Source organism: Nocardia sp. NPDC005825 (assembly GCF_040630175.1).
In the GTDB taxonomy this organism is placed as follows: domain Bacteria; phylum Actinomycetota; class Actinomycetes; order Mycobacteriales; family Mycobacteriaceae; genus Nocardia.
Genome location: NZ_JBEXXC010000018.1, coordinates 45,872 through 63,198, shown reverse-complemented (window position 1 = coordinate 63,198; position 17,327 = coordinate 45,872). Strand labels below are relative to the sequence as shown.

Genomic DNA, 17,327 nt, shown 5'->3' with positions numbered 1-17,327 from the left:
CTTTGGTCTTCTCTTATCCCTACGCCGGGGTGAGAACTGCGATCGGGAACTGCCGCGGACTGAGGGCTCGGTAGGTATTGAAATGTGGGTACGCCGCCGCGAGAGTCCGCCAGTGGGTGTCGTATTCGGCGGAATCGGTAACCACCCGATAGGTGACGGGAAAGCTGTCGCGCCCGATCCGAACCTGAGCCTTGTCGGTGGCGAGCAGGTTCTTCCACCAGTTGGGCACACCGGGATTGCCGCCGTTGGAACCGCAGACCAGCAGATCGTCACCGGACCGGACAAGCATCAGCATGACCGGCCGAGCCTCCCCGGATTTGCGGCCGGGAACGGTCAACTCGAAGACAGGATCACCGAAGAGAGTGCCGAAGCGGGTGCCGCCGAATCGCGTGTAGAGGCGGCGATGGACGCGGGCGTAGAAGCGCGCCACCCCACCCAGATAGGTGCTGGAGTAGAAATTGAAGCGCCCCATCAGGGTCAGCTTGCCGGAGTCGGTGCCGGTCATGGATCTTCCCCTCGGGACGGTGATCGTTCGAAACTGACTGTACATGGTGTCCAGCGAGTTGACGCGAGGGCTGCTGGCTACGCTTCGGATATGGGGACGGACACGGATCAGGCGGCCGGGGTGGACGAGTTCGACGGGCTGCGACCTTTACTGTTCACGGTCGCCTACCAGCTGCTCGGAAGCGCCGCCGACGCCGAGGACGTGGTGCAGGACAGCTACCTCCGGTGGCGGGAAACGGATCGGGAGCGAGTCGAGAACCCGCGCGCGTATCTGACCACCGTCGTGACGCGGCAGGCGCTGAATCATCTGCGGACGGTGCGCCGGCGGCGCGAGGAGTATGTGGGCAGCTGGCTGCCCGAACCCATCCGCACCGACGCCGACACCGAACACGATGTGCTGCTGGCGGAATCGGTGTCGATGGCCATGCTGCTGGTGCTCGAAACCCTCGGGCCGACCGAGCGGGCGGTGTTCGTGCTCTCGGAGGTGTTCGGGCACAGTTTCGTCGAAATCGCCGGAATGGTCGGCAAATCCGATGCCACCGTGCGGCAGATCGCGCATCGGGCTCGTGCGCACGTGCGGGAGCGACGCAAGCGGTTCGATCCTGACGCCGAGACGAGCCGGGCGGTGATCGAACGGTTCCTGCTGGCCACGCAGACCGGTGATACACAGACGCTGATGGATGTCCTCGCGCCGGACGTGGTGCAGATCTCCGACGGCGGCGGGAAGGTCACCGCGGCCCGGAAACCTGTCGTGGGCGCGGAGCGGGTCGCGATCTATCTGGTGCGGCTGGCGCGGAACGGCATCGCGGACATGGCCGTCGAGTTCGGCACGTACAACGCGCTGCCCGCCGTCCTGCTGCGCACCGCGGATGGACTGCTCGACACCGTGCAGTTGATCGAAACGAGCGGTGACCGCATCACCGGGCTGTATGCGATCCGTAATCCGGACAAGCTGCGGACCGCTGAACTGACGCGCGTGCTCGCTCGGTGACCGGTCACCGCGGAGGCCAAGGCTCCAGGACGCGCTGAATCGTTGCGTAACTGGGGATTTCGGCGACCAACGGATGACCGTGCGCAACAGATTCCGCCGTGTGCACGGCAGCCGCCAGTGCCGCGCGGTACAGCAGCGACCCCGTGCTGATGCGCCGGACACCCAATTCGCCCAGTTCGGCCACTGTCGGCCCGGTGGGGGAGAACAGGATGTTCAACGGCGCGCTCAACGCCGTCGCGAGGGCCCGAATCCCTTCGGCGTCGGTGATTCCCGGCACGAAAATGCCGTCCGCACCACACTTCTCGTAGTGCTGGACCCGTTCCAGGGTGGAGTCGGTATCGATGCCGAGCCAGTAGGTGTCGGTGCGCGCGTTGACGAACAGCTCGGGCACGCGAGCCTTCACCGCCGCGATCAGCTCGCCCTGCTCGCGAGGATCCGCCAACGCCGCATTGGATCGGCTGTCCTCCAGGTTGATTCCCGCGATCCCAGCGTGCGCGAGTTCCGCGCAGAACTCCGCCACCTCGCGGGGATCGGTGCTGAACCCGCCCTCGATGTCCACGGTGACCGGGATGGTCAGCCGTCCGAGCCGCTGCGCCAGCGTGAGCGTCTCGGCGCGCGTGGCGGCGGTGCCGTCGGGCAGCCCGGCCGCGGCGGCGACACCCAGGCTGGTGGTGCCCAGCGCCGGGAACCCCGCCTCGGCGAGCATGGCCGCCGACCCGTAGTCCCACGCGTTGGGCAGGACCAGCGGGCGGTCACCGTGGTGCAGACTGCGGAAGAGCTCGGTCTTCGTCATGCGGCACTCCGTTCGTCGACGGCGGGTCACGCGGGTCGCGGCGATATCAGGCCACGCGGGTGGATCAGTTCACGCAGGGGATCTTCGAGCCGATGGTGGTGGTCACCGGCTTGCCGGAGTCGGGCGCGTCCGAGGTGGTCGTGTCCGTGGTCGCGGACAGGCTGGTGCTGGAGCCGTTGGCGGTGGTGGTCGGGGTGGTGGCGGTCGCCGTGGGGTCCAGGGAGGTCGGGATCTCGAGGTCGCTGCCGACGACCAGCTTCACGTGCCCGGCCGACACCGAGGTCGACGGGCTGACCGGCAGGCCGCCGAACATCTCCGACACCTGCTTGGCGTCGGTGTCGGCGCCGGCGCCGTAGTAGACGGTCGAGCTGGTGCCGTCGGCGTAGGAGGCGTTGGCGACCTCACCGGCCGGGAATCCCTTGGCGGTCAGCAGCTTCGACACCTTGGCCGCCTGACCGGGGGTGCCGCTGGCGTTGACCACGTCCAGCGTCGAGGTGGGGGTGACGATCGGGGCGCTGGGCGCGGCCGGAGTCGAGACGCCGAACGCCTCGCGCACCGTCTTCTTGATCGCCACCGGATCGATGACGTTCACGTCCTGGCCGTCGACATTGTCGTAGCGCAGCACCGGCAGCGTACGGAACTCCACCGACGGCGAGTCCGCGCGGCCCAGGGTGGTGGCGAAGTCGGTGAGGCTCCAGCCGTCGGAGAGCACCACGTCCTTGTGCGCCACATCGATCAGCGCCTTGAGCCGACCCGGATTGGTCAGCGTGCCAGAGCTTTTCATGGAGTTCGCGACCGAGGTCAGGAACGCCTGCTGCCGGTGGGTGCGGTCCAGGTCACCGTTCTCGAGGCCGTGCCGCTGCCGCACGAACGCCAGCGCGTCCGAACCGTCCAGGTGCTGCGGTCCCGCCGGGAACTGCGCGCCCGAGTAGTAGCTGTCGTCCACGGCGTGGTTGAGGCACACGTCGACGCCGCCCAGCGCGGTCGCCAGATCGTAGAACCCCGCCAGCGAGATCTCCGCGAACCGGTTGATCGGGACGCCGGTCAGCGCCTTCACGGTCTGAACGATGCTGGCACGCCCGGCTTCCCGGCCCTGCCGCTCCAGTTCGGGACCCTCGGCCATGCCCTTGGCCTTGAGTTTCTCCTCGACCGTGTACTTCTTGAGCCCGTACGACTCCTTGATCTTGGCGTGGTCGTAGCCCGGAATGCCCTGCACCGGCACGTAGTCGTCGCGCGGGATGGAGAACGCGACGATGTGCTTGAGGTCCTTCGGAATGTGCACCAGGATCAGCGAATTGGCGTTGTAGCCGCCCTCGGTGCCGTCGCCGGCGTGCAGCTGGTCGAGGATTTCCTTGGGGAGATCGTTGCCGTTCAGGTCTTTTCGGGTGTCGAGACCGATCAGCAGCATGTTGATGTCGCCGTCGAGGTTCACGTCCTCGGGCGAGATCGCACCGGAGCGGGTGAAGCCCTGGTCCAGGGTGGTCTCGCCGTACCAGACGACGCCGGTGATGCCCATCACGCCCGCCGCGACCATGGCCATGACGCCGCGTCCGGCCAGGCGCAGCCTCTTGTCGCGGTCACGCTCGGCGGGGGTGCGCTCGCGGCGATTGCCGCCGCTGCCCGGCTTCTCACCGCCGCCGTTTCGATCCTCGGTACGACGGCGGCCCGCGCGCGGGGGCTTCGAGTCGCCCTGGGCTCGCCGCGAGCGGCGGGGGGCGGGATTCGGCGTCTCCGGTGCCCGGTGAGAGCGGCCCGACTGGGGGCCGACAACCGGCAGCGGCTGGGTGGCGTCGTCGTACATGGCGTTGTCGAGTGTGCCGTAAGCGGCGCGTCCTGTCAGATTTCCGCCCGGTTGTGAATGAGCTTGCACAGTCGTGCATAATCATCACATGGTGGATACCTCGAACGGGCCCCTACGGGTCGCGGTAGCTGGTGCGAGCGGCTACGCGGGCGGTGAAGTGCTGCGCCTGCTCCTCGGACACCCCGCCTACCGAAGCGGGCGCCTCGAGATCGGTGCGCTGACCGCCGGCTCCAACGCCGGCACCACCCTCGGTGAGCTGCAGCCGCACCTGCTGCCGCTCGCCGACCGGGTCCTCGCGCCCACCACCGTCGAGGAACTCTCCGGCCACGACGTGGTCTTCCTCGGCCTGCCGCACGGCCAGTCCGCGGCGATCGCCACGGCCTTGCCGGACTCCACGATCATCATCGACTGCGGCGCCGACTTCCGGCTCACCGACGGCGCGGCCTGGGAGAAGTACTACGGCACCCCGCACGCCGGCCACTGGCCCTACGGGCTGCCCGAACTGCCGGGCGGCCGCGACCAGCTGCGCGGCGCCACCCGGATCGCCGTCCCCGGCTGCTATCCCACCGTCTCGAGTCTCGCGCTGGCCCCGGCCGTCGCGGCGGGCATCATCGAACCGCGGGTGAATGTGGTTGCGGTGAGCGGCACTTCGGGCGCGGGCCGCAAACTCGACGTGGGCCTGCTCGGCTCCGAGGTGATGGGCTCGATGCGGGCCTACAGCATCGCGGGCGCGCACCGGCACACCCCCGAGATCGCGCAGAACCTGAAGGCCGCCCAGCGGTCCGGTGGCGCGGCCGATGCCGACGTGAGCGTGTCGTTCACCCCCGTGCTGGCCCCGCTGCCGCGCGGCATCCTCGCCACCTGCACCGCCCCCACCACCGTGGACGCCGCGCAGGCCCGGGCCGTCTACGAGAAGGCGTACGCCGACGAGCCTTTCGTGCACCTGCTGCCCGAAGGCGTGCTCCCGCAGACCGGTTCGGTGCTCGGCTCCAACGCCGTCACCCTCCAGGTCACCGTGGACACCGACGCCGGACTGCTGGTGGTCATCGGCGCGATCGACAACCTGACCAAGGGCACCGCCGGGGCCGCGGTGCAATCGATGAATCTGGCCCTCGGAATCGACGAGACCGCAGGACTTTCCACCGTAGGAGTGGCACCGTGAGCAACGACAACGTCAACAACAGCGCGGCTGTCGGGAACGGCAAGCTGGTGCGGTCCCAGGGCGTCACCGCGCCGCTGGGCTTCCGGGCGGCCGGTATCACGGCGGGCATCAAGAAGAGCGGCAAGCCCGACCTGGCGCTGGTGTTCAACGAGGGCCCCGACTACGCGGCCGCGGGCGTGTTCACTCGCAACAAGGTCAAGGCCGCGCCGGTGCTGTGGTCGCAGCAGGTGCTGACCGGCGGCCATCTGCGCGCCGTCATCCTGAACTCCGGCGGCGCCAACGCCTGCACCGGCCCCGGCGGCTTCCAGGACACCCACACCACCGCCGAGGAACTCGCGAAGGCGTTGAGCAACTGGGGAACCGAGACCGGCGCCGGCGAGATCGCCGTCTGCTCCACCGGTCTGATCGGTGACCGGCTGCCCATGGACAAGCTGATCCCCGCCGTCACCGAGATCGTGCACGAGATGGGCGGCGGCCTGTCCGGCGGCGCCGAGGCCGCGCGCGCCATCATGACCACCGATACGGTGCCGAAGGAGACCGCCTTCCACCACCAGGACAAGTGGAACGTCGGCGGTATGGCCAAGGGCGCGGGCATGCTTGCACCGTCGCTGGCCACCATGCTGGTGGTGCTCACCACCGACGCGGCCGCCACCCCGGCCCAGCTGGACGAGGCGCTGCGCAACGCCACCCGCTACACCTTCGACCGCCTCGACGTGGACGGCTCCTGCTCCACCAACGACACCGTGCTGCTGCTGGCCAACGGCGCTTCGGGGGTCACCCCGAGCCAGGCCGACCTGAACGCGGCCGTGCTCGCGGTCTGCGACGACCTCGCCGAGCAGCTCATGTCCGACGCGGAGGGCGTCACCAAGCGCGTGCACATCACCGTCACGGGCGCGGTCAGCGAGGACGAGGCGTTGATCGGCGCGCGGGCTCTGGCACGCGACAGCCTGGTCAAGACCGCCTTCTTCGGCTCCGACCCGAACTGGGGCCGGGTGCTGGCCTCGATCGGCATCGCGCCCATCGAACTGGATCCGAACCGGGTCTCGGTGTCGTTCAACGGATCCCCGGTGTGCATCGACGGCGCGGGCGCGCCCGGCGCGCGCGAGGTGGACCTGTCCGGCCCCGACATCCAGGTGCTGGTGGAACTGAACCTGGGCGACGGCGAGGCCACCGTCCGCACCACCGACCTGTCGCACGGGTACGTCGAAGAGAACTCGGCCTACAGCTCATGAGCGATGTGGTGAAACAGCTTTCGGCCCTCGACAAGGCGCACGTCCTCGCCGACGCGCTGCCGTGGCTGCAGAAGTTCCGCGACAAGATCGTGGTCGTGAAGTACGGCGGCAACGCCATGATCGACGACGACCTCAAGCGCGCCTTCGCCGCTGACATGGCGTTCCTGCGCACGGTCGGCGTGCACCCGGTGGTGGTGCACGGCGGCGGGCCGCAGATCAGCGCCATGCTGAAGAAGCTCGGCATGACCGGCGAATTCCGCGGCGGCTTCCGGGTCACCACGCCCGAGGTCATGGACGTGGTCCGGATGGTGCTGTTCGGTCAGGTGGGCCGGGAACTGGTGGGGCTCATCAACGCCCACGGCCCGTACGCCGTCGGCATCTCCGGTGAGGACGCGCACCTGTTCACCGCCACCCGCCGCACCGTGCAGGTCGACGGCGAGGCCACCGATATCGGGCTGGTCGGCGACGTCACCTCCGTGGCACCCTCGGCCGTGCTGGATCTGATCGCGGCGGGCCGGATTCCGGTGGTGTCCACCATCGCACCCGACGCGGACGGCGTGGTGCACAACATCAACGCCGACACCGCCGCGGCCGCGCTCGCCGAGGGCATCGGCGCGGAGAAGCTCGTCATCCTCACCGATGTCGAGGGCCTGTACACCAATTGGCCCGACCGGTCCTCGCTGACCAGCCGCATCGACACCGACGAACTGGCCAAGCTGCTGCCGTCGCTGGACGAGGGCATGGTCCCGAAGATGGAAGCCTGCCTGCGCGCCGTCGAGGGCGGCGTCCCGACCGCGCACGTGATCGACGGGCGCGTCGCGCACTCGGTCCTGCTGGAACTGTTCACCGGGGAGGGCATCGGCACGATGGTCACCCCCGCACAGGAGATCTCATGAGTACAGCCGACATTCAGCAGCGGTGGCAGACCGCCCTGATGAACAACTACGGCACCCCGAAGGTCGCGCTGGTGCGCGGCGCGGGCGCGGTGGTGTACGACGCCGACGGCAAGCGCTACCTCGATTTCCTGGGCGGCATCGCGGTCAACAGCCTCGGCCACGCGCACCCGGCCATCCTGTCGGCGGTCACCCAGCAGCTGGGCACGCTCGGCCACGTGTCGAATCTCTATGCGTCCGAACCGGTCATCGAGCTCGCCGAGCGGCTGCTCGCGCACTTCGGTGACGGCCACGGCAAGGCGTTCTTCTGCAACTCCGGCACCGAGGCCAACGAGGCCGCGTTCAAGATGGCGCGGCTGACCGGACGCACCAAGATCGTCGCCTGCGAGGAGGCGTTCCACGGTCGCACCATGGGCGCGCTCGCGCTCACCGGCCAGCCGTCCAAGCGGGAGCCGTTCGAGCCCATGCCCGCCGGCGTCGTGCACGTGCCCTACGGTGACGCGCTCGCGCTGGCCGCCGCCGTCGACAAGGACACCGCCGCGGTGTTCATCGAACCCATCATGGGCGAGAGCGGCGTCGTGGTGCCCCCGGCCGACTACCTGGCCAAGGCTCGCGCCATCACCAAGGATCAAGGCGCGCTGCTGATCCTGGACGAGGTGCAGACCGGCATCGGCCGCACCGGCGCGTTCTACGCCCACCAGGCCGCGGGCATCGTGCCCGACGTCATCACCCTGGCCAAGGGTCTCGGCGGCGGTCTGCCCATCGGCGCGGTGCTGGCCCAGGGCCCGGCCGCGGATCTGCTGCAGCCGGGCATGCACGGCACCACCTTCGGCGGCAACCCGGTGTGCGCGGCGGCCGCGCTGGCCGTGTTGCGGACCATCGACGAAGAGGGTTTGCTCTCGCACGTGGAGAAGGTCGGCAAGATCCTCGTCGACGGCATCGAGCACCTCGGGCACCCGCTGGTGGATCACGTGCGCGGCGCGGGCCTGCTCATCGGCATCCAGTTGACCGACGACGTCTCCGCCGAGGTCGATCTCGCCGCCCGCGAGGCCGGATATCTGCTGAATCCCGCCAAGCCCAACGTGATCCGGCTCGCTCCGCCCCTGGTGCTCACCGAGACCCAGGCCGAGAACTTCCTGTCCGACCTGCCCGGCATCCTCGATGCCGCCCAGGCCCAGAAGGAGTCCAAGTGACCATCCGGCATTTCCTGCGCGACGACGACGTCACCCCCGCCGAACAGGCCGAGATCCTCGCCCTGGCCGCGGAATTGAAGGCCGCGCCGCTGGCCCGCAAGCCCCTGGAAGGACCGCGCGGCGTCGCGGTCATGTTCGAGAAGAACTCCACCCGCACCCGCTTCTCGTTCGAGATGGGCATCGCCCAGCTCGGCGGCCACGCCGTCGTGGTGGACGGCCGCGACACCCAGCTGGGCCGCGAGGAGACCCTCGCCGACACCGGTCGCGTGCTCTCCCGCTACGTCGACGCCATTGTGTGGCGCACCTTCGAACAGGCCCGCCTGGACGAGATGGCCGGTGCGGCAACGGTTCCCGTCGTCAACGCGCTGTCCAACGAGTTCCACCCGTGCCAGGTGCTGGCCGACCTGCAGACCCTGCGCGAACGCAAGGGCGACGACCTGACCGGCCGCAACCTCACCTTCCTGGGTGACGGCGCGAACAATATGGCGCACTCGCTCATGCTGGGCGGCGTCACCGCGGGCATGAACGTCACCATCGCCGCCCCCGAGGGTTTCGAGCCCTTCGGCTGGATCGTGGATGCCGCCCAGAAGCGGGCCGCCGAGACCGGCGCGACCATCACCCTCACCCACGACCCGCTCGCCGCCGTCGAGGGAGCCGACGCCCTGGTCACCGACACCTGGACCTCCATGGGCCAGGAGAACGACGGCCGCGACCGCGTCGCCCCGTTCCGGCCGTTCCAGGTCAACGCCGAGCTGCTGGCCCGCGCGGCCGCGGATGTGACGGTCCTGCACTGTCTTCCGGCCCACCGCGGCGAGGAGATCACCGACGAGGTCCTCGACGGCCCGCACAGCGCGGTCTGGGACGAGGCCGAGAACCGCCTGCACGCCCAGAAGGCCCTGCTGGTCTGGCTGCTGGAACGATTCGCGCGAGGCGACAGGTGAGCAGCGGCGAACGACGCACGGCCGCACCGGCTTCGGGTAAGTCCGGTGCGGCCATCGCACGCACGCGCGCGGGCCGGCAGGCCCGCATCGTCGCCATCCTGGCCCAGCACGAGGTCCGCAGCCAGTCCGAACTGGCCGCCCTGCTCTCCGGCGAGGGCATCGACACCACCCAGGCCACCCTCTCCCGCGATCTCGACGAACTGGGCGCGGTGAAGCTCCGCGCCGCCGACGGCGGCGCGGGCGTCTACGTGGTCCCCGAGGACGGCAGCCCCGTCCGCGGCGTCACCGGCGGCACCGAGCGCCTCTCGAAACTCCTCGGCGACCTGCTGGTCTCCACGGACGCCAGCGGCAATATCGCGGTCCTGCGCACCCCGCCGGGCGCCGCCCACTTCCTGGCGAGTGCGCTGGATCGGGCCGCCCTCCCGGAGGTCGTCGGCACCATCGCCGGCGACGACACCATCGCCGTCATCGCCCGCGAACCCATGACCGGCGCCGAACTCGCCGCCAAGATCGAACAGCTGGCCTGAGCGGTCACTCCGCCTCGTGCGCTACCGCGGGGACCTTGTGCGCCACCGCGAAGACGCGGCGGAACGGCAGCCACGTCGTGCCGTCGGGGTTGCGCGGGTAGGCGTCGCGCAGGATCGGGGCGAGGTCGGCGCGGAAGTCCTGCCACTCGTGGTCGTCGAGGGTGTCGCGGACCGGGCGCAGGGCGGTGCCCGTAATCCAGTGCAGGACCGGGTCTTCGCCGGTCAGGGGCTGCAGGTAGGTGGTTTCCCAGGCGTCGACCGCGCATCCGGCGGCGGCCAGCACTGACGCGTATCCGGCGGGGGCGGGGACGGCGTGGCGGTCGAGAATGCCTGCGGCCGCGAGACGTTCGCGCCAGCGGGGCGACGATGCGACGTCACGGATCGCGACATGCGAAGGGGCGTCGAAGTTTCCGGGCACCTGGAGGGCCAGCCATGCGCCGCCGGGCAGCGCGTCGATCCATTTCGGCAGCAGGGCGAGGTGGTCTGGGACCCATTGCAGGACCGCGTTGGTGACCACCACGTCGGTGTCTGGGGCGGGGCGCCAGTCGCGGACGTCGGCGACGGCGGCGTCGATGCCGTGTTCGCGTGCGGCGGCGACCATGTCGGGGGAGGAGTCGAACGCTTCGATGGTCGCGCCGGGCCAGCGGCCGGTGAGGGTGGCGGTGAGATTACCGGGGCCGCAGCCCAGGTCGGCCACGCGGCGGGGATGGTCGGCTCGGACGCGGTCGACCAGATCGAAGAACGGGCGTGCGCGCAGGTCGTCGAAGGCGAGGTAGGTGGCCGGGTCCCACATGGGTTCCTCCGCATCGTCGATTTACCAAACCGTACGTACGTACTGTATTCCTGTTCGGGGGTCGGTGCAAGACTCCCGGGGGTGATAGGCGCAGGCGGGGACCCCGGTTATGAATGGGATTGCATCGTCATGCATAATCATTTGCAGGACGACGGAGCGCACCACGGGACCGGGTAGGGACCGCGGGCAGCGCACCGGCCGAGGGCCTAAACGGACTAATGAGGAGCACACGGACTATGACCAAGCGCGTCGTACTCGCCTACTCCGGCGGACTGGACACATCGGTCGCCATCAGCTGGATCGGTAAGGAGACCGGCGCCGAGGTCGTCGCCGTCGCCATCGATCTCGGCCAGGGCGGCGAGGACATGAACGACGTGCGCCAGCGCGCGCTGGACTGCGGCGCGGTCGAGTCCATCGTCGTGGACGCCCGCGACGAGTTCGCCAACGAGTACTGCCTGCCCACCGTGCAGGCCAACGCCCTCTACATGGGCCGCTACCCGCTGGTCTCGGCCATCTCCCGGCCGCTGATCGTCAAGCACCTGGTCGAGGCCGCCGAGTACCACGGCGCCGACACCGTCTCACACGGCTGCACCGGCAAGGGCAACGACCAGGTCCGCTTCGAGGTCGGCATCGGCGCGCTCGCCCCCGACCTGAAGGTCATCGCCCCGGTCCGCGACTACGCCTGGACCCGCGAGAAGGCCATCGAGTTCGCCGGCGAGAACAAGCTCCCGATCAACGTGAGCAAGAAGTCGCCGTTCTCCATCGACCAGAACCTGTGGGGCCGCGCGGTCGAGACCGGCTTCCTCGAGGACCTGTGGAACGCCCCGACCAAGGACGTCTACGACTACACCGTGGACCCGACGGTCAACTTCGAGGCGCCCGACGAGCTCATCATCACCTTCGACAAGGGTGTCCCGGTCGCCATCGACGGCCGCCCGGTCACCATGCTCGAGGCCATCACCGAGCTGAACCAGCGCGCCGGCCGTCAGGGCGTGGGCCGTCTGGACATGGTCGAGGACCGGCTCGTCGGCATCAAGAGCCGTGAGATCTACGAGGCCCCCGGCGCCATCGCGCTGATCGCGGCCCACCAGGAGATGGAAGCCGTCACCATCGAGCGCGAGCTGGGCCGCTACAAGCGTCAGGTCGAGCAGCGCTGGGGCGAGCTGGTGTACGACGGCCTGTGGTACTCCCCGCTCAAGCGCGCCCTCGACGCGTTCGTGCAGGACACCCAGCAGCACGTCTCCGGCGAGATCCGCATGGTGCTGCACGGCGGCAGCGTGGTCGTCAACGGCCGTCGCTCCGACGAGTCGCTCTACGACTTCAACCTGGCCACCTACGACGAGGGCGACACCTTCGACCAGTCGCTGGCCAAGGGCTTCGTCCAGATCCACGGCCTGTCCTCCAAGGTCGCGGCCCGACGGGACCTCAACAGCAAGTAGTAGCGTCGATCCGGGCAGTGCACGCACCCGGCCGAAGGAGACGCGCCCATGCGAACCGATGACGACAGTTGGGACATCACGGAGAGCGTGGGCGCGACCGCCCTCGGCGTCGCCGCCCTGCGCGCCCACGAGAGCGGGCGCGAGGACGCGCTGTTCCAGGATCCGTACGCCGCGAAACTGGTGAGCGCCGTCGGCTCCGACGGCTGGAACAACCTCATGGCCGGGATGCGCGACCTCGGTGACAGCGAGCAGGGTGGCGAGGACACCGACCTGAGCAACTGGTCGATGGGCAGCGTCCTGATCGCTCGCACGATCTACTTCGACGAGTACTTCGCCGCCGTCCAGCGCGCCGGGATCCGGCAGATCGTGATCCTGGCCGCCGGGCTCGACGCCCGCGCCTACCGGCTCGAATGGCCCGAGGGCACCCGCATCTTCGAACTGGATCAGCCGAAGGTGCTGGCGTTCAAGGCGCGAGCGCTGGCCGACGACGAACCCGCCGCCGACCGCCGCGAAGTGGCGATCGACCTGCGGCAGGACTGGCCGAAAGCCCTGCTGGACAAGGGTTTCGAACCCGGTGAGCCGACCGCCTGGCTGGCGGAGGGGCTGCTGCGGTACCTGCCCGGCCACGCCCAGGACAAGCTGCTCGCGCAGGTGGCCGAACTCAGCGCGCCCGGCAGCCGGGTGGCGTTGAACCTCGGCACCGACAAGGACATGGCCGACCAGTTCCGGGAACGCCGCGCCAAGGTGATGGCCGACGCCGGGGTGAAGATCGACCTGGAAAACCTGTTCTACCCGTGGGAGGACCGCAAGGACCCCCGCACCTGGTTCGCCATGCACCAGTGGCTGGTGACCGAGGGCGACCCGGTCACGCTGCTCGAGGACCGCGGCCGTACCGTCCCGGAGACGGCCAAGGCCGGTATGGGCCACCACATTCTGATGACCGCACTCCGACCCCGAGGAGACGACACGCTATGAGCCAGGGCGGCAGCACCAATGCAGGCGCGCTGTGGGGTGGACGCTTCGCGTCCGGTCCCGCCGCGGCGATGGCGGCGCTGAGCAAGTCGACCCACTTCGACTGGGCGCTCGCGCCGTACGACATCCGCGCCTCCAAGGCGCACGCGCGCGTGCTGCACAAGGCCGGGCTGCTGTCGGCGCCGGATCTGGAGGGCATGCTGGTCGGACTGGATCAGCTGGCGGCCGATGTGGCGTCGGGTGCGTTCGGTCCGCTGGAATCGGATGAGGACGTGCACGGCGCGCTCGAGCGCGGCCTGATCGACCGGGTCGGCACCGAGCTCGGCGGGCGGCTGCGCGCGGGCCGCTCCCGCAACGACCAGGTGGCCACGCTGTTCCGCATGTGGCTGCGGGACGCGGTGCGGCACATCGCCGCCGGCGTGCTGGACGTGGTCGACGCCATCGTCGCGCAGGCCGCCGCGCACCCCGACGCGGTCATGCCCGGCAAGACCCACCTGCAGGCCGCCCAGCCGGTGCTGCTGGCCCACCACCTGCTCGCGCACGCGCATCCGCTGCTGCGCGACATCGACCGGATCCGCGATTTCGACAAGCGGGCCGCGGTGTCGCCCTACGGTTCCGGCGCGCTGGCGGGCTCCTCGCTGGGCCTGGATCCCGAAGCCATCGCCGCCGAACTGAATTTCGACTCCTCGGCCGCGAACTCCATCGACGCCACCTCCTCGCGTGACTTCGCCGCCGAGGCCGCGTTCGTCCTGTCCATGATCGCCGTCGACCTCAGCCGCATGGCCGAAGAGGTGATCATCTGGAGCACACCGGAATTCGGCTACATCACCCTCGCCGACGCCTGGTCCACCGGCTCGTCGATCATGCCGCAGAAGAAGAACCCCGACGTCTCGGAGCTGACCCGCGGCAAGGCCGGTCGCCTCATCGGCAACCTGACCGGTTTGCTGGCCACCCTGAAGGCGCAGCCGCTGGCCTACAACCGTGACCTGCAGGAAGACAAGGAACCGGTCTTCGACTCGGTCGCCCAGCTGGAGCTGCTGCTGCCCGCCATCGCGGGCCTGGTCTCCACCCTGACCTTCCACACCGACCGCATGGCCGAGCTGGCCCCGGCGGGCTTCACCCTCGCCACCGATATCGCCGAATGGCTGGTCCGCCAGGGCGTTCCGTTCCGCGTCGCGCACGAGGCCGCGGGCGGCTGCGTCCGCGCCGCCGAGGCGCGCGGCGTCGGCCTGGACGAGCTGACCGACGCGGAGTTCGCGGCCGTCGACCCGGCGCTCACCCCCGGCGTGCGTGAGGTGCTGACGGTGCAGGGCTCCATCGCCTCCCGCAACGCGCGGGGCGGCACCGCCGGAACCCAGGTCGCCAAGCAGCTCGAAGAGGTGCGCGGCACGGCCGCCACCCAGCGCGCCTGGCTGGGCTGACCCACCCGGCGACAGCTGATCCACGACAACGGCCCGTGGGGTTCCCTTTCCGGAAACCCCACGGGCCGTTCGTCATCCGCGACGATAATTCATGTGTTTCGCGGCGGGCACCGACGCGCGACCGGAGTCGTGCACCTTGCCGTCGCGATCATGTTGTTTCCGTGCGCCTTTGCCGCGCCGTTCGGCTCGCGAGAGCTTGCGCTCGGCGGGAGCATCAGCGGGGATTTCAGGCGCTGGAATTACAGGTGACGCGGCGATTTCGGGCAGCGAGAAGTGCTCGGGCACAAGTCCTCCTAGAAATATGCGTGACCGACTAACCGGATCGGATGCCGGTCGGAATCGGGAAAGCCACGGGCGGTCGGGACGACAGACCGCCGGGCGTCAGACGCGAATCGCGCTCAGGAGAACAGGAACAGCCACATGCCGAGCACTCTAACCACAGGCCCGCATCCGCCGCATCCCATTTAATTCCGCGTGTCCCGCAGGGCGAGGACGGCGGCGGTGATGCCCTTGCGGTCGTAGCTGCTGACCGGCATGGTCGCGCCGTGGGCGTGACGGACGGTGCCCCGGGAGTCGACGAGCACGGTGCCCGACTGCTGCATCGCACCGAACATTCGGCGGGTCAGGCCGACCGACTCGTGCGGGTCGCCGGTCGAGCCGGTCAGCACGGCGAACGGTAGGGCGTGCTTGGTCTTCCAGGCCAGAGCGGCGTCGCGGTCCTCGGGCACGACGATCACGACCCGGATGTTCTCGTCGTCGAAGAAGTCGCGCCGCGCGATCAGGTCACGGACGTGCCGGTTGCAGATCGGGCACGCGGTCGAGCGCATGAAATACAGCAGGGTGCCGCGCGCGTCGCCGCTGTCCGACAGCCGCCAGGGCTGTCCGGCGGTATCGATCAGATCCAGGTTCGGCGCGGGGTGTTCGGTGGTGAGCATGACGGAGCGTCCCTTCGCATGGGGTGGTACGAGATGGCCGGACGGCGTGAGCTGACCGGTGGCGCGATCGGCCCGGCGGTCAGCGGAGGTCGTCGAGACCCAGACGGACCGCGGCGCGGGCGCGGTGCAGCTGCGATTTCATTGCCGCGGTGCTCAATCCGAGCGCGTCGGCGGTCGCACGGCCGGGATAGCCCAGCACATCGCGCATGATCAGCACCCGCCGCTGCACCTCCGGCAGGGCCGTGATCGCCTCGGCCAGCTGGTCGGCGTCCAGCCGCCGCAGCACCTCGTCCTCGGCGGAGCGGACGACATCGGCGGCGTCGATCCGCGGCGCGTGGTCCAGGACCCGCCGGGCCCGGCGCAGGCACTCGTTGCGGACGATGCGGAACATCCACGACGCCAGCGCGGTGGTCGCGCGCAGCGTGCCGATCTTGCGGTACAGGATGATCAGCGCTTCCTGCGTGGCGTCCTCGGCATCGGTGTCGGAGGCGCACAGATGCTGCGCGAACCTGCGCACATGCGGATGCGCGCCGTACACGACGGCGGCGATCGCCTCGCGGTCACCGTTCTGGGCCGCCGTCACCAGCTGCTCACCAGCCCAGCCGCGTTCCACGTCCTGCTCTCTCACTTGGATTCGTACAGTCACCACCATAAGAGCGTCCCCGGCCGGAAAAGGATTCGAATCCGGCCGGGGAAAGTTCGCCCGTGGGTGTTGCCGAGCTGCGGGGCCTAGCTCAGGGCCTGCCGCATGAGTTCGGTGATGCGGGCCTCGGTGGCGGGCGTCATGCTCCGCAGCGCGTAGTTGACCGGCCACATCTCGCCGTCGTCCAGGTTGGCGGCATCGTTGAAGCCCAGGATGGCGTAGCGGTACTTGAACTTGGCGGCGGGCTGGAAGAAGAACACGATCTTGCCGTCGCGGGTGTAGGACGGCATGCCGTACCAGGTCTTCGCGCCGAGCTCGGGGGCGATGGACTTGACCAGGGCGTGCAGCCGTTCGGCGATCGCGCGGTCGGCGTCGTCCATCTCGGCGATCTTGGCCAGCACGTCCTGCTCGCCGTCGGCCTTGGCGGAGCGGGAGTTGCGGCGGCGGGCGGCGGTCTTCAGTTCCTCGGCATGGGCTTTCATGGCGGCGCGCTCGTCGGCGCTGAAACCGACGGTGGTCTTCTCGGCGGGGTTCTCGGTGGCCATGGCTGGATTCCTTTGCGGGAGTGGGGGAAACGGGACTGTGGGAGGGGAGGTCAGTTGTCCTGGATGAGGCCCAGGACATTGCCGTCGAGGTCGGTCACGGTCGCGACCAGGCGGCCACCGCCGACCTCACGGGCGGCCTGCTGCACCGTGGCGCCCGCGGCGGTGAGCGCCGCGACCTTGGCCTCGATGTCGGCGACGTGCCAGTAGGAGACGGGGGATTCCGGGCTCTGCGGGCTGCCCGCCGGGACCAGGCCGATGTGCTGGCCCTCGGCCTCGAAGCCGACGTAGTAGGGGGAGTCGGTCTGCGGCTCGAAGCCCAGCAGCGCGGCGTACACGGTCTTGGCGGCGGCCAGGTCGGCGACGGGGTGCAGCACGGTCTTGATGCCCTGGGTGGTCATTGTTTCTCCTGGTGAGAGGGTGTTCGTTCGGTGTGCTTCAAGCTTCGCCGCCGGGGGCCCTCGCTCACATCCGTGGCGACCACGGAATCCACCACGGAGAGCGACACCGAGCCCGCCCGTACCGCCGCGGGCGATCCCATGCGG

At 69.5% G+C, this 17,327-nt stretch carries 19 protein-coding genes; 10 read left to right on the top strand and 9 right to left on the bottom strand.

Features of this window, described 5'->3' with window-relative positions:
- Window positions 1–19: 19 nt before the first annotated feature.
- Complete coding sequence (locus ABZ382_RS32545) at window positions 20–505, bottom strand: nitroreductase/quinone reductase family protein (RefSeq protein ID WP_357097085.1); 486 nt, start codon at window positions 503–505, stop codon at window positions 20–22.
- A 90-nt stretch (window positions 506–595) separates the two neighbouring features.
- Between ABZ382_RS32545 and ABZ382_RS32540 the strand changes: the two genes are divergently transcribed.
- A complete protein-coding gene (locus ABZ382_RS32540) occupies window positions 596–1,495 on the top strand; it encodes an RNA polymerase sigma-70 factor (RefSeq protein WP_357097083.1) in 900 nt (299 codons plus the stop codon).
- Between the two features lie 4 nt (window positions 1,496–1,499).
- Here the strand turns inward: ABZ382_RS32540 and ABZ382_RS32535 are convergent, their stop codons facing one another.
- Entirely contained in the window at window positions 1,500–2,288 is a 789-nt protein-coding gene (locus tag ABZ382_RS32535) for an isocitrate lyase/phosphoenolpyruvate mutase family protein (RefSeq protein ID WP_357097081.1), read from the bottom strand.
- Between the two features lie 64 nt (window positions 2,289–2,352).
- Window positions 2,353–4,158 (bottom strand): LCP family protein, encoded by a 1,806-nt coding sequence (locus ABZ382_RS32530; protein WP_357097079.1) that lies wholly within the window; start codon window positions 4,156–4,158, stop codon window positions 2,353–2,355.
- Window positions 4,159–4,177: 19 nt separating this feature from the next.
- Here ABZ382_RS32530 and argC point away from each other — a divergent pair, with 19 nt between their 5' ends.
- From argC to ABZ382_RS32500, 6 genes are read left to right on the top strand one after another with little or no spacing between them, the layout of a single operon-like run.
- The gene (gene argC, locus ABZ382_RS32525; RefSeq protein ID WP_357097077.1) at window positions 4,178–5,251 is read left to right on the top strand and encodes an N-acetyl-gamma-glutamyl-phosphate reductase; all 1,074 of its coding nucleotides are present in this window, start codon (window positions 4,178–4,180) and stop codon (window positions 5,249–5,251) included.
- Window positions 5,248–6,483, top strand: a complete 1,236-nt coding sequence (gene argJ / locus ABZ382_RS32520; RefSeq protein ID WP_357097075.1) for a bifunctional glutamate N-acetyltransferase/amino-acid acetyltransferase ArgJ — start codon at window positions 5,248–5,250, stop codon at window positions 6,481–6,483. The genes argC and argJ overlap by 4 nt, the downstream gene beginning before the upstream one ends.
- The gene (gene argB / locus ABZ382_RS32515; RefSeq protein WP_357097073.1) at window positions 6,480–7,379 is read left to right on the top strand and encodes an acetylglutamate kinase; all 900 of its coding nucleotides are present in this window, start codon (window positions 6,480–6,482) and stop codon (window positions 7,377–7,379) included. The genes argJ and argB overlap by 4 nt, the downstream gene beginning before the upstream one ends.
- Window positions 7,376–8,569 carry an acetylornithine transaminase gene (locus ABZ382_RS32510; RefSeq protein ID WP_357097071.1) on the top strand — a complete coding sequence of 398 codons (1,194 nt, stop codon included), beginning with the start codon at window positions 7,376–7,378 and terminating at the stop codon, window positions 8,567–8,569. Before argB ends, ABZ382_RS32510 begins: the two co-directional genes overlap by 4 nt.
- Window positions 8,566–9,510, top strand: coding sequence for an ornithine carbamoyltransferase (gene argF / locus ABZ382_RS32505; RefSeq protein WP_357097069.1), 945 nt, complete (start codon window positions 8,566–8,568; stop codon window positions 9,508–9,510). The genes ABZ382_RS32510 and argF overlap by 4 nt, the downstream gene beginning before the upstream one ends.
- Window positions 9,507–10,037 carry an arginine repressor gene (locus ABZ382_RS32500; protein ID WP_357097067.1) on the top strand — a complete coding sequence of 177 codons (531 nt, stop codon included), beginning with the start codon at window positions 9,507–9,509 and terminating at the stop codon, window positions 10,035–10,037. Before argF ends, ABZ382_RS32500 begins: the two co-directional genes overlap by 4 nt.
- Window positions 10,038–10,041: 4 nt before the next feature.
- On the opposite strand, the gene ABZ382_RS32495 is transcribed toward ABZ382_RS32500, so the two are convergent.
- Window positions 10,042–10,830 carry a trans-aconitate 2-methyltransferase gene (locus ABZ382_RS32495; protein WP_357097066.1) on the bottom strand — a complete coding sequence of 263 codons (789 nt, stop codon included), beginning with the start codon at window positions 10,828–10,830 and terminating at the stop codon, window positions 10,042–10,044.
- A gap of 236 nt (window positions 10,831–11,066) precedes the next feature.
- On the opposite strand from ABZ382_RS32495, the gene ABZ382_RS32490 reads away from it, so the two are divergent.
- From ABZ382_RS32490 to argH, 3 genes are read left to right on the top strand one after another with little or no spacing between them, the layout of a single operon-like run.
- On the top strand, window positions 11,067–12,269 hold the full coding sequence (locus ABZ382_RS32490) for an argininosuccinate synthase (protein WP_357097064.1): 1,203 nt from the start codon (window positions 11,067–11,069) through the stop codon (window positions 12,267–12,269).
- 48 nt (window positions 12,270–12,317) lie between these two features.
- Entirely contained in the window at window positions 12,318–13,244 is a 927-nt protein-coding gene (locus tag ABZ382_RS32485; RefSeq protein WP_357097062.1) for an SAM-dependent methyltransferase, read from the top strand.
- Window positions 13,241–14,662: an argininosuccinate lyase gene (gene argH / locus ABZ382_RS32480; RefSeq protein ID WP_357097060.1), complete on the top strand. Its 1,422-nt coding sequence runs from the start codon at window positions 13,241–13,243 to the stop codon at window positions 14,660–14,662. Before ABZ382_RS32485 ends, argH begins: the two co-directional genes overlap by 4 nt.
- Before the next feature lie 72 nt (window positions 14,663–14,734).
- Here the strand turns inward: argH and ABZ382_RS32475 are convergent, their stop codons facing one another.
- The 5 genes from ABZ382_RS32475 to ABZ382_RS32455 all read right to left on the bottom strand — a co-directional run bounded on the left by ABZ382_RS32475 (window position 14,735) and on the right by ABZ382_RS32455 (window position 17,183).
- Window positions 14,735–14,947 (bottom strand): hypothetical protein, encoded by a 213-nt coding sequence (locus tag ABZ382_RS32475; RefSeq protein WP_357097058.1) that lies wholly within the window; start codon window positions 14,945–14,947, stop codon window positions 14,735–14,737.
- Window positions 14,948–15,126: 179 nt separating this feature from the next.
- Entirely contained in the window at window positions 15,127–15,597 is a 471-nt protein-coding gene (locus ABZ382_RS32470) for a redoxin domain-containing protein (protein ID WP_357097056.1), read from the bottom strand.
- 79 nt (window positions 15,598–15,676) lie between these two features.
- Window positions 15,677–16,225 (bottom strand): RNA polymerase sigma factor, encoded by a 549-nt coding sequence (locus ABZ382_RS32465; protein ID WP_357097054.1) that lies wholly within the window; start codon window positions 16,223–16,225, stop codon window positions 15,677–15,679.
- A gap of 101 nt (window positions 16,226–16,326) precedes the next feature.
- The gene (locus ABZ382_RS32460) at window positions 16,327–16,785 is read right to left on the bottom strand and encodes a DUF1801 domain-containing protein (protein WP_357097052.1); all 459 of its coding nucleotides are present in this window, start codon (window positions 16,783–16,785) and stop codon (window positions 16,327–16,329) included.
- Between the two features lie 50 nt (window positions 16,786–16,835).
- Window positions 16,836–17,183 (bottom strand): VOC family protein, encoded by a 348-nt coding sequence (locus tag ABZ382_RS32455; RefSeq protein WP_357097050.1) that lies wholly within the window; start codon window positions 17,181–17,183, stop codon window positions 16,836–16,838.
- Window positions 17,184–17,327: the final 144 nt, after the last annotated feature.

Coding starts and splice junctions, on each gene's coding strand:
- ABZ382_RS32540 (WP_357097083.1), top strand. CDS start 596: ATGGGGACGGACACGGATCAGGCGGCCGGGGTGGACGAGTTCGACGGG.
- ABZ382_RS32490 (WP_357097064.1), top strand. CDS start 11,067: ATGACCAAGCGCGTCGTACTCGCCTACTCCGGCGGACTGGACACATCG.
- argH (WP_357097060.1), top strand. CDS start 13,241: ATGAGCCAGGGCGGCAGCACCAATGCAGGCGCGCTGTGGGGTGGACGC.
- ABZ382_RS32485 (WP_357097062.1), top strand. CDS start 12,318: ATGCGAACCGATGACGACAGTTGGGACATCACGGAGAGCGTGGGCGCG.
- ABZ382_RS32545 (WP_357097085.1), bottom strand. CDS start 505: ATGACCGGCACCGACTCCGGCAAGCTGACCCTGATGGGGCGCTTCAAT.
- ABZ382_RS32455 (WP_357097050.1), bottom strand. CDS start 17,183: ATGACCACCCAGGGCATCAAGACCGTGCTGCACCCCGTCGCCGACCTG.
- ABZ382_RS32460 (WP_357097052.1), bottom strand. CDS start 16,785: ATGGCCACCGAGAACCCCGCCGAGAAGACCACCGTCGGTTTCAGCGCC.
- ABZ382_RS32470 (WP_357097056.1), bottom strand. CDS start 15,597: ATGCTCACCACCGAACACCCCGCGCCGAACCTGGATCTGATCGATACC.
- argC (WP_357097077.1), top strand. CDS start 4,178: ATGGTGGATACCTCGAACGGGCCCCTACGGGTCGCGGTAGCTGGTGCG.
- ABZ382_RS32495 (WP_357097066.1), bottom strand. CDS start 10,830: ATGTGGGACCCGGCCACCTACCTCGCCTTCGACGACCTGCGCGCACGC.
- ABZ382_RS32510 (WP_357097071.1), top strand. CDS start 7,376: ATGAGTACAGCCGACATTCAGCAGCGGTGGCAGACCGCCCTGATGAAC.
- argB (WP_357097073.1), top strand. CDS start 6,480: ATGAGCGATGTGGTGAAACAGCTTTCGGCCCTCGACAAGGCGCACGTC.
- ABZ382_RS32535 (WP_357097081.1), bottom strand. CDS start 2,288: ATGACGAAGACCGAGCTCTTCCGCAGTCTGCACCACGGTGACCGCCCG.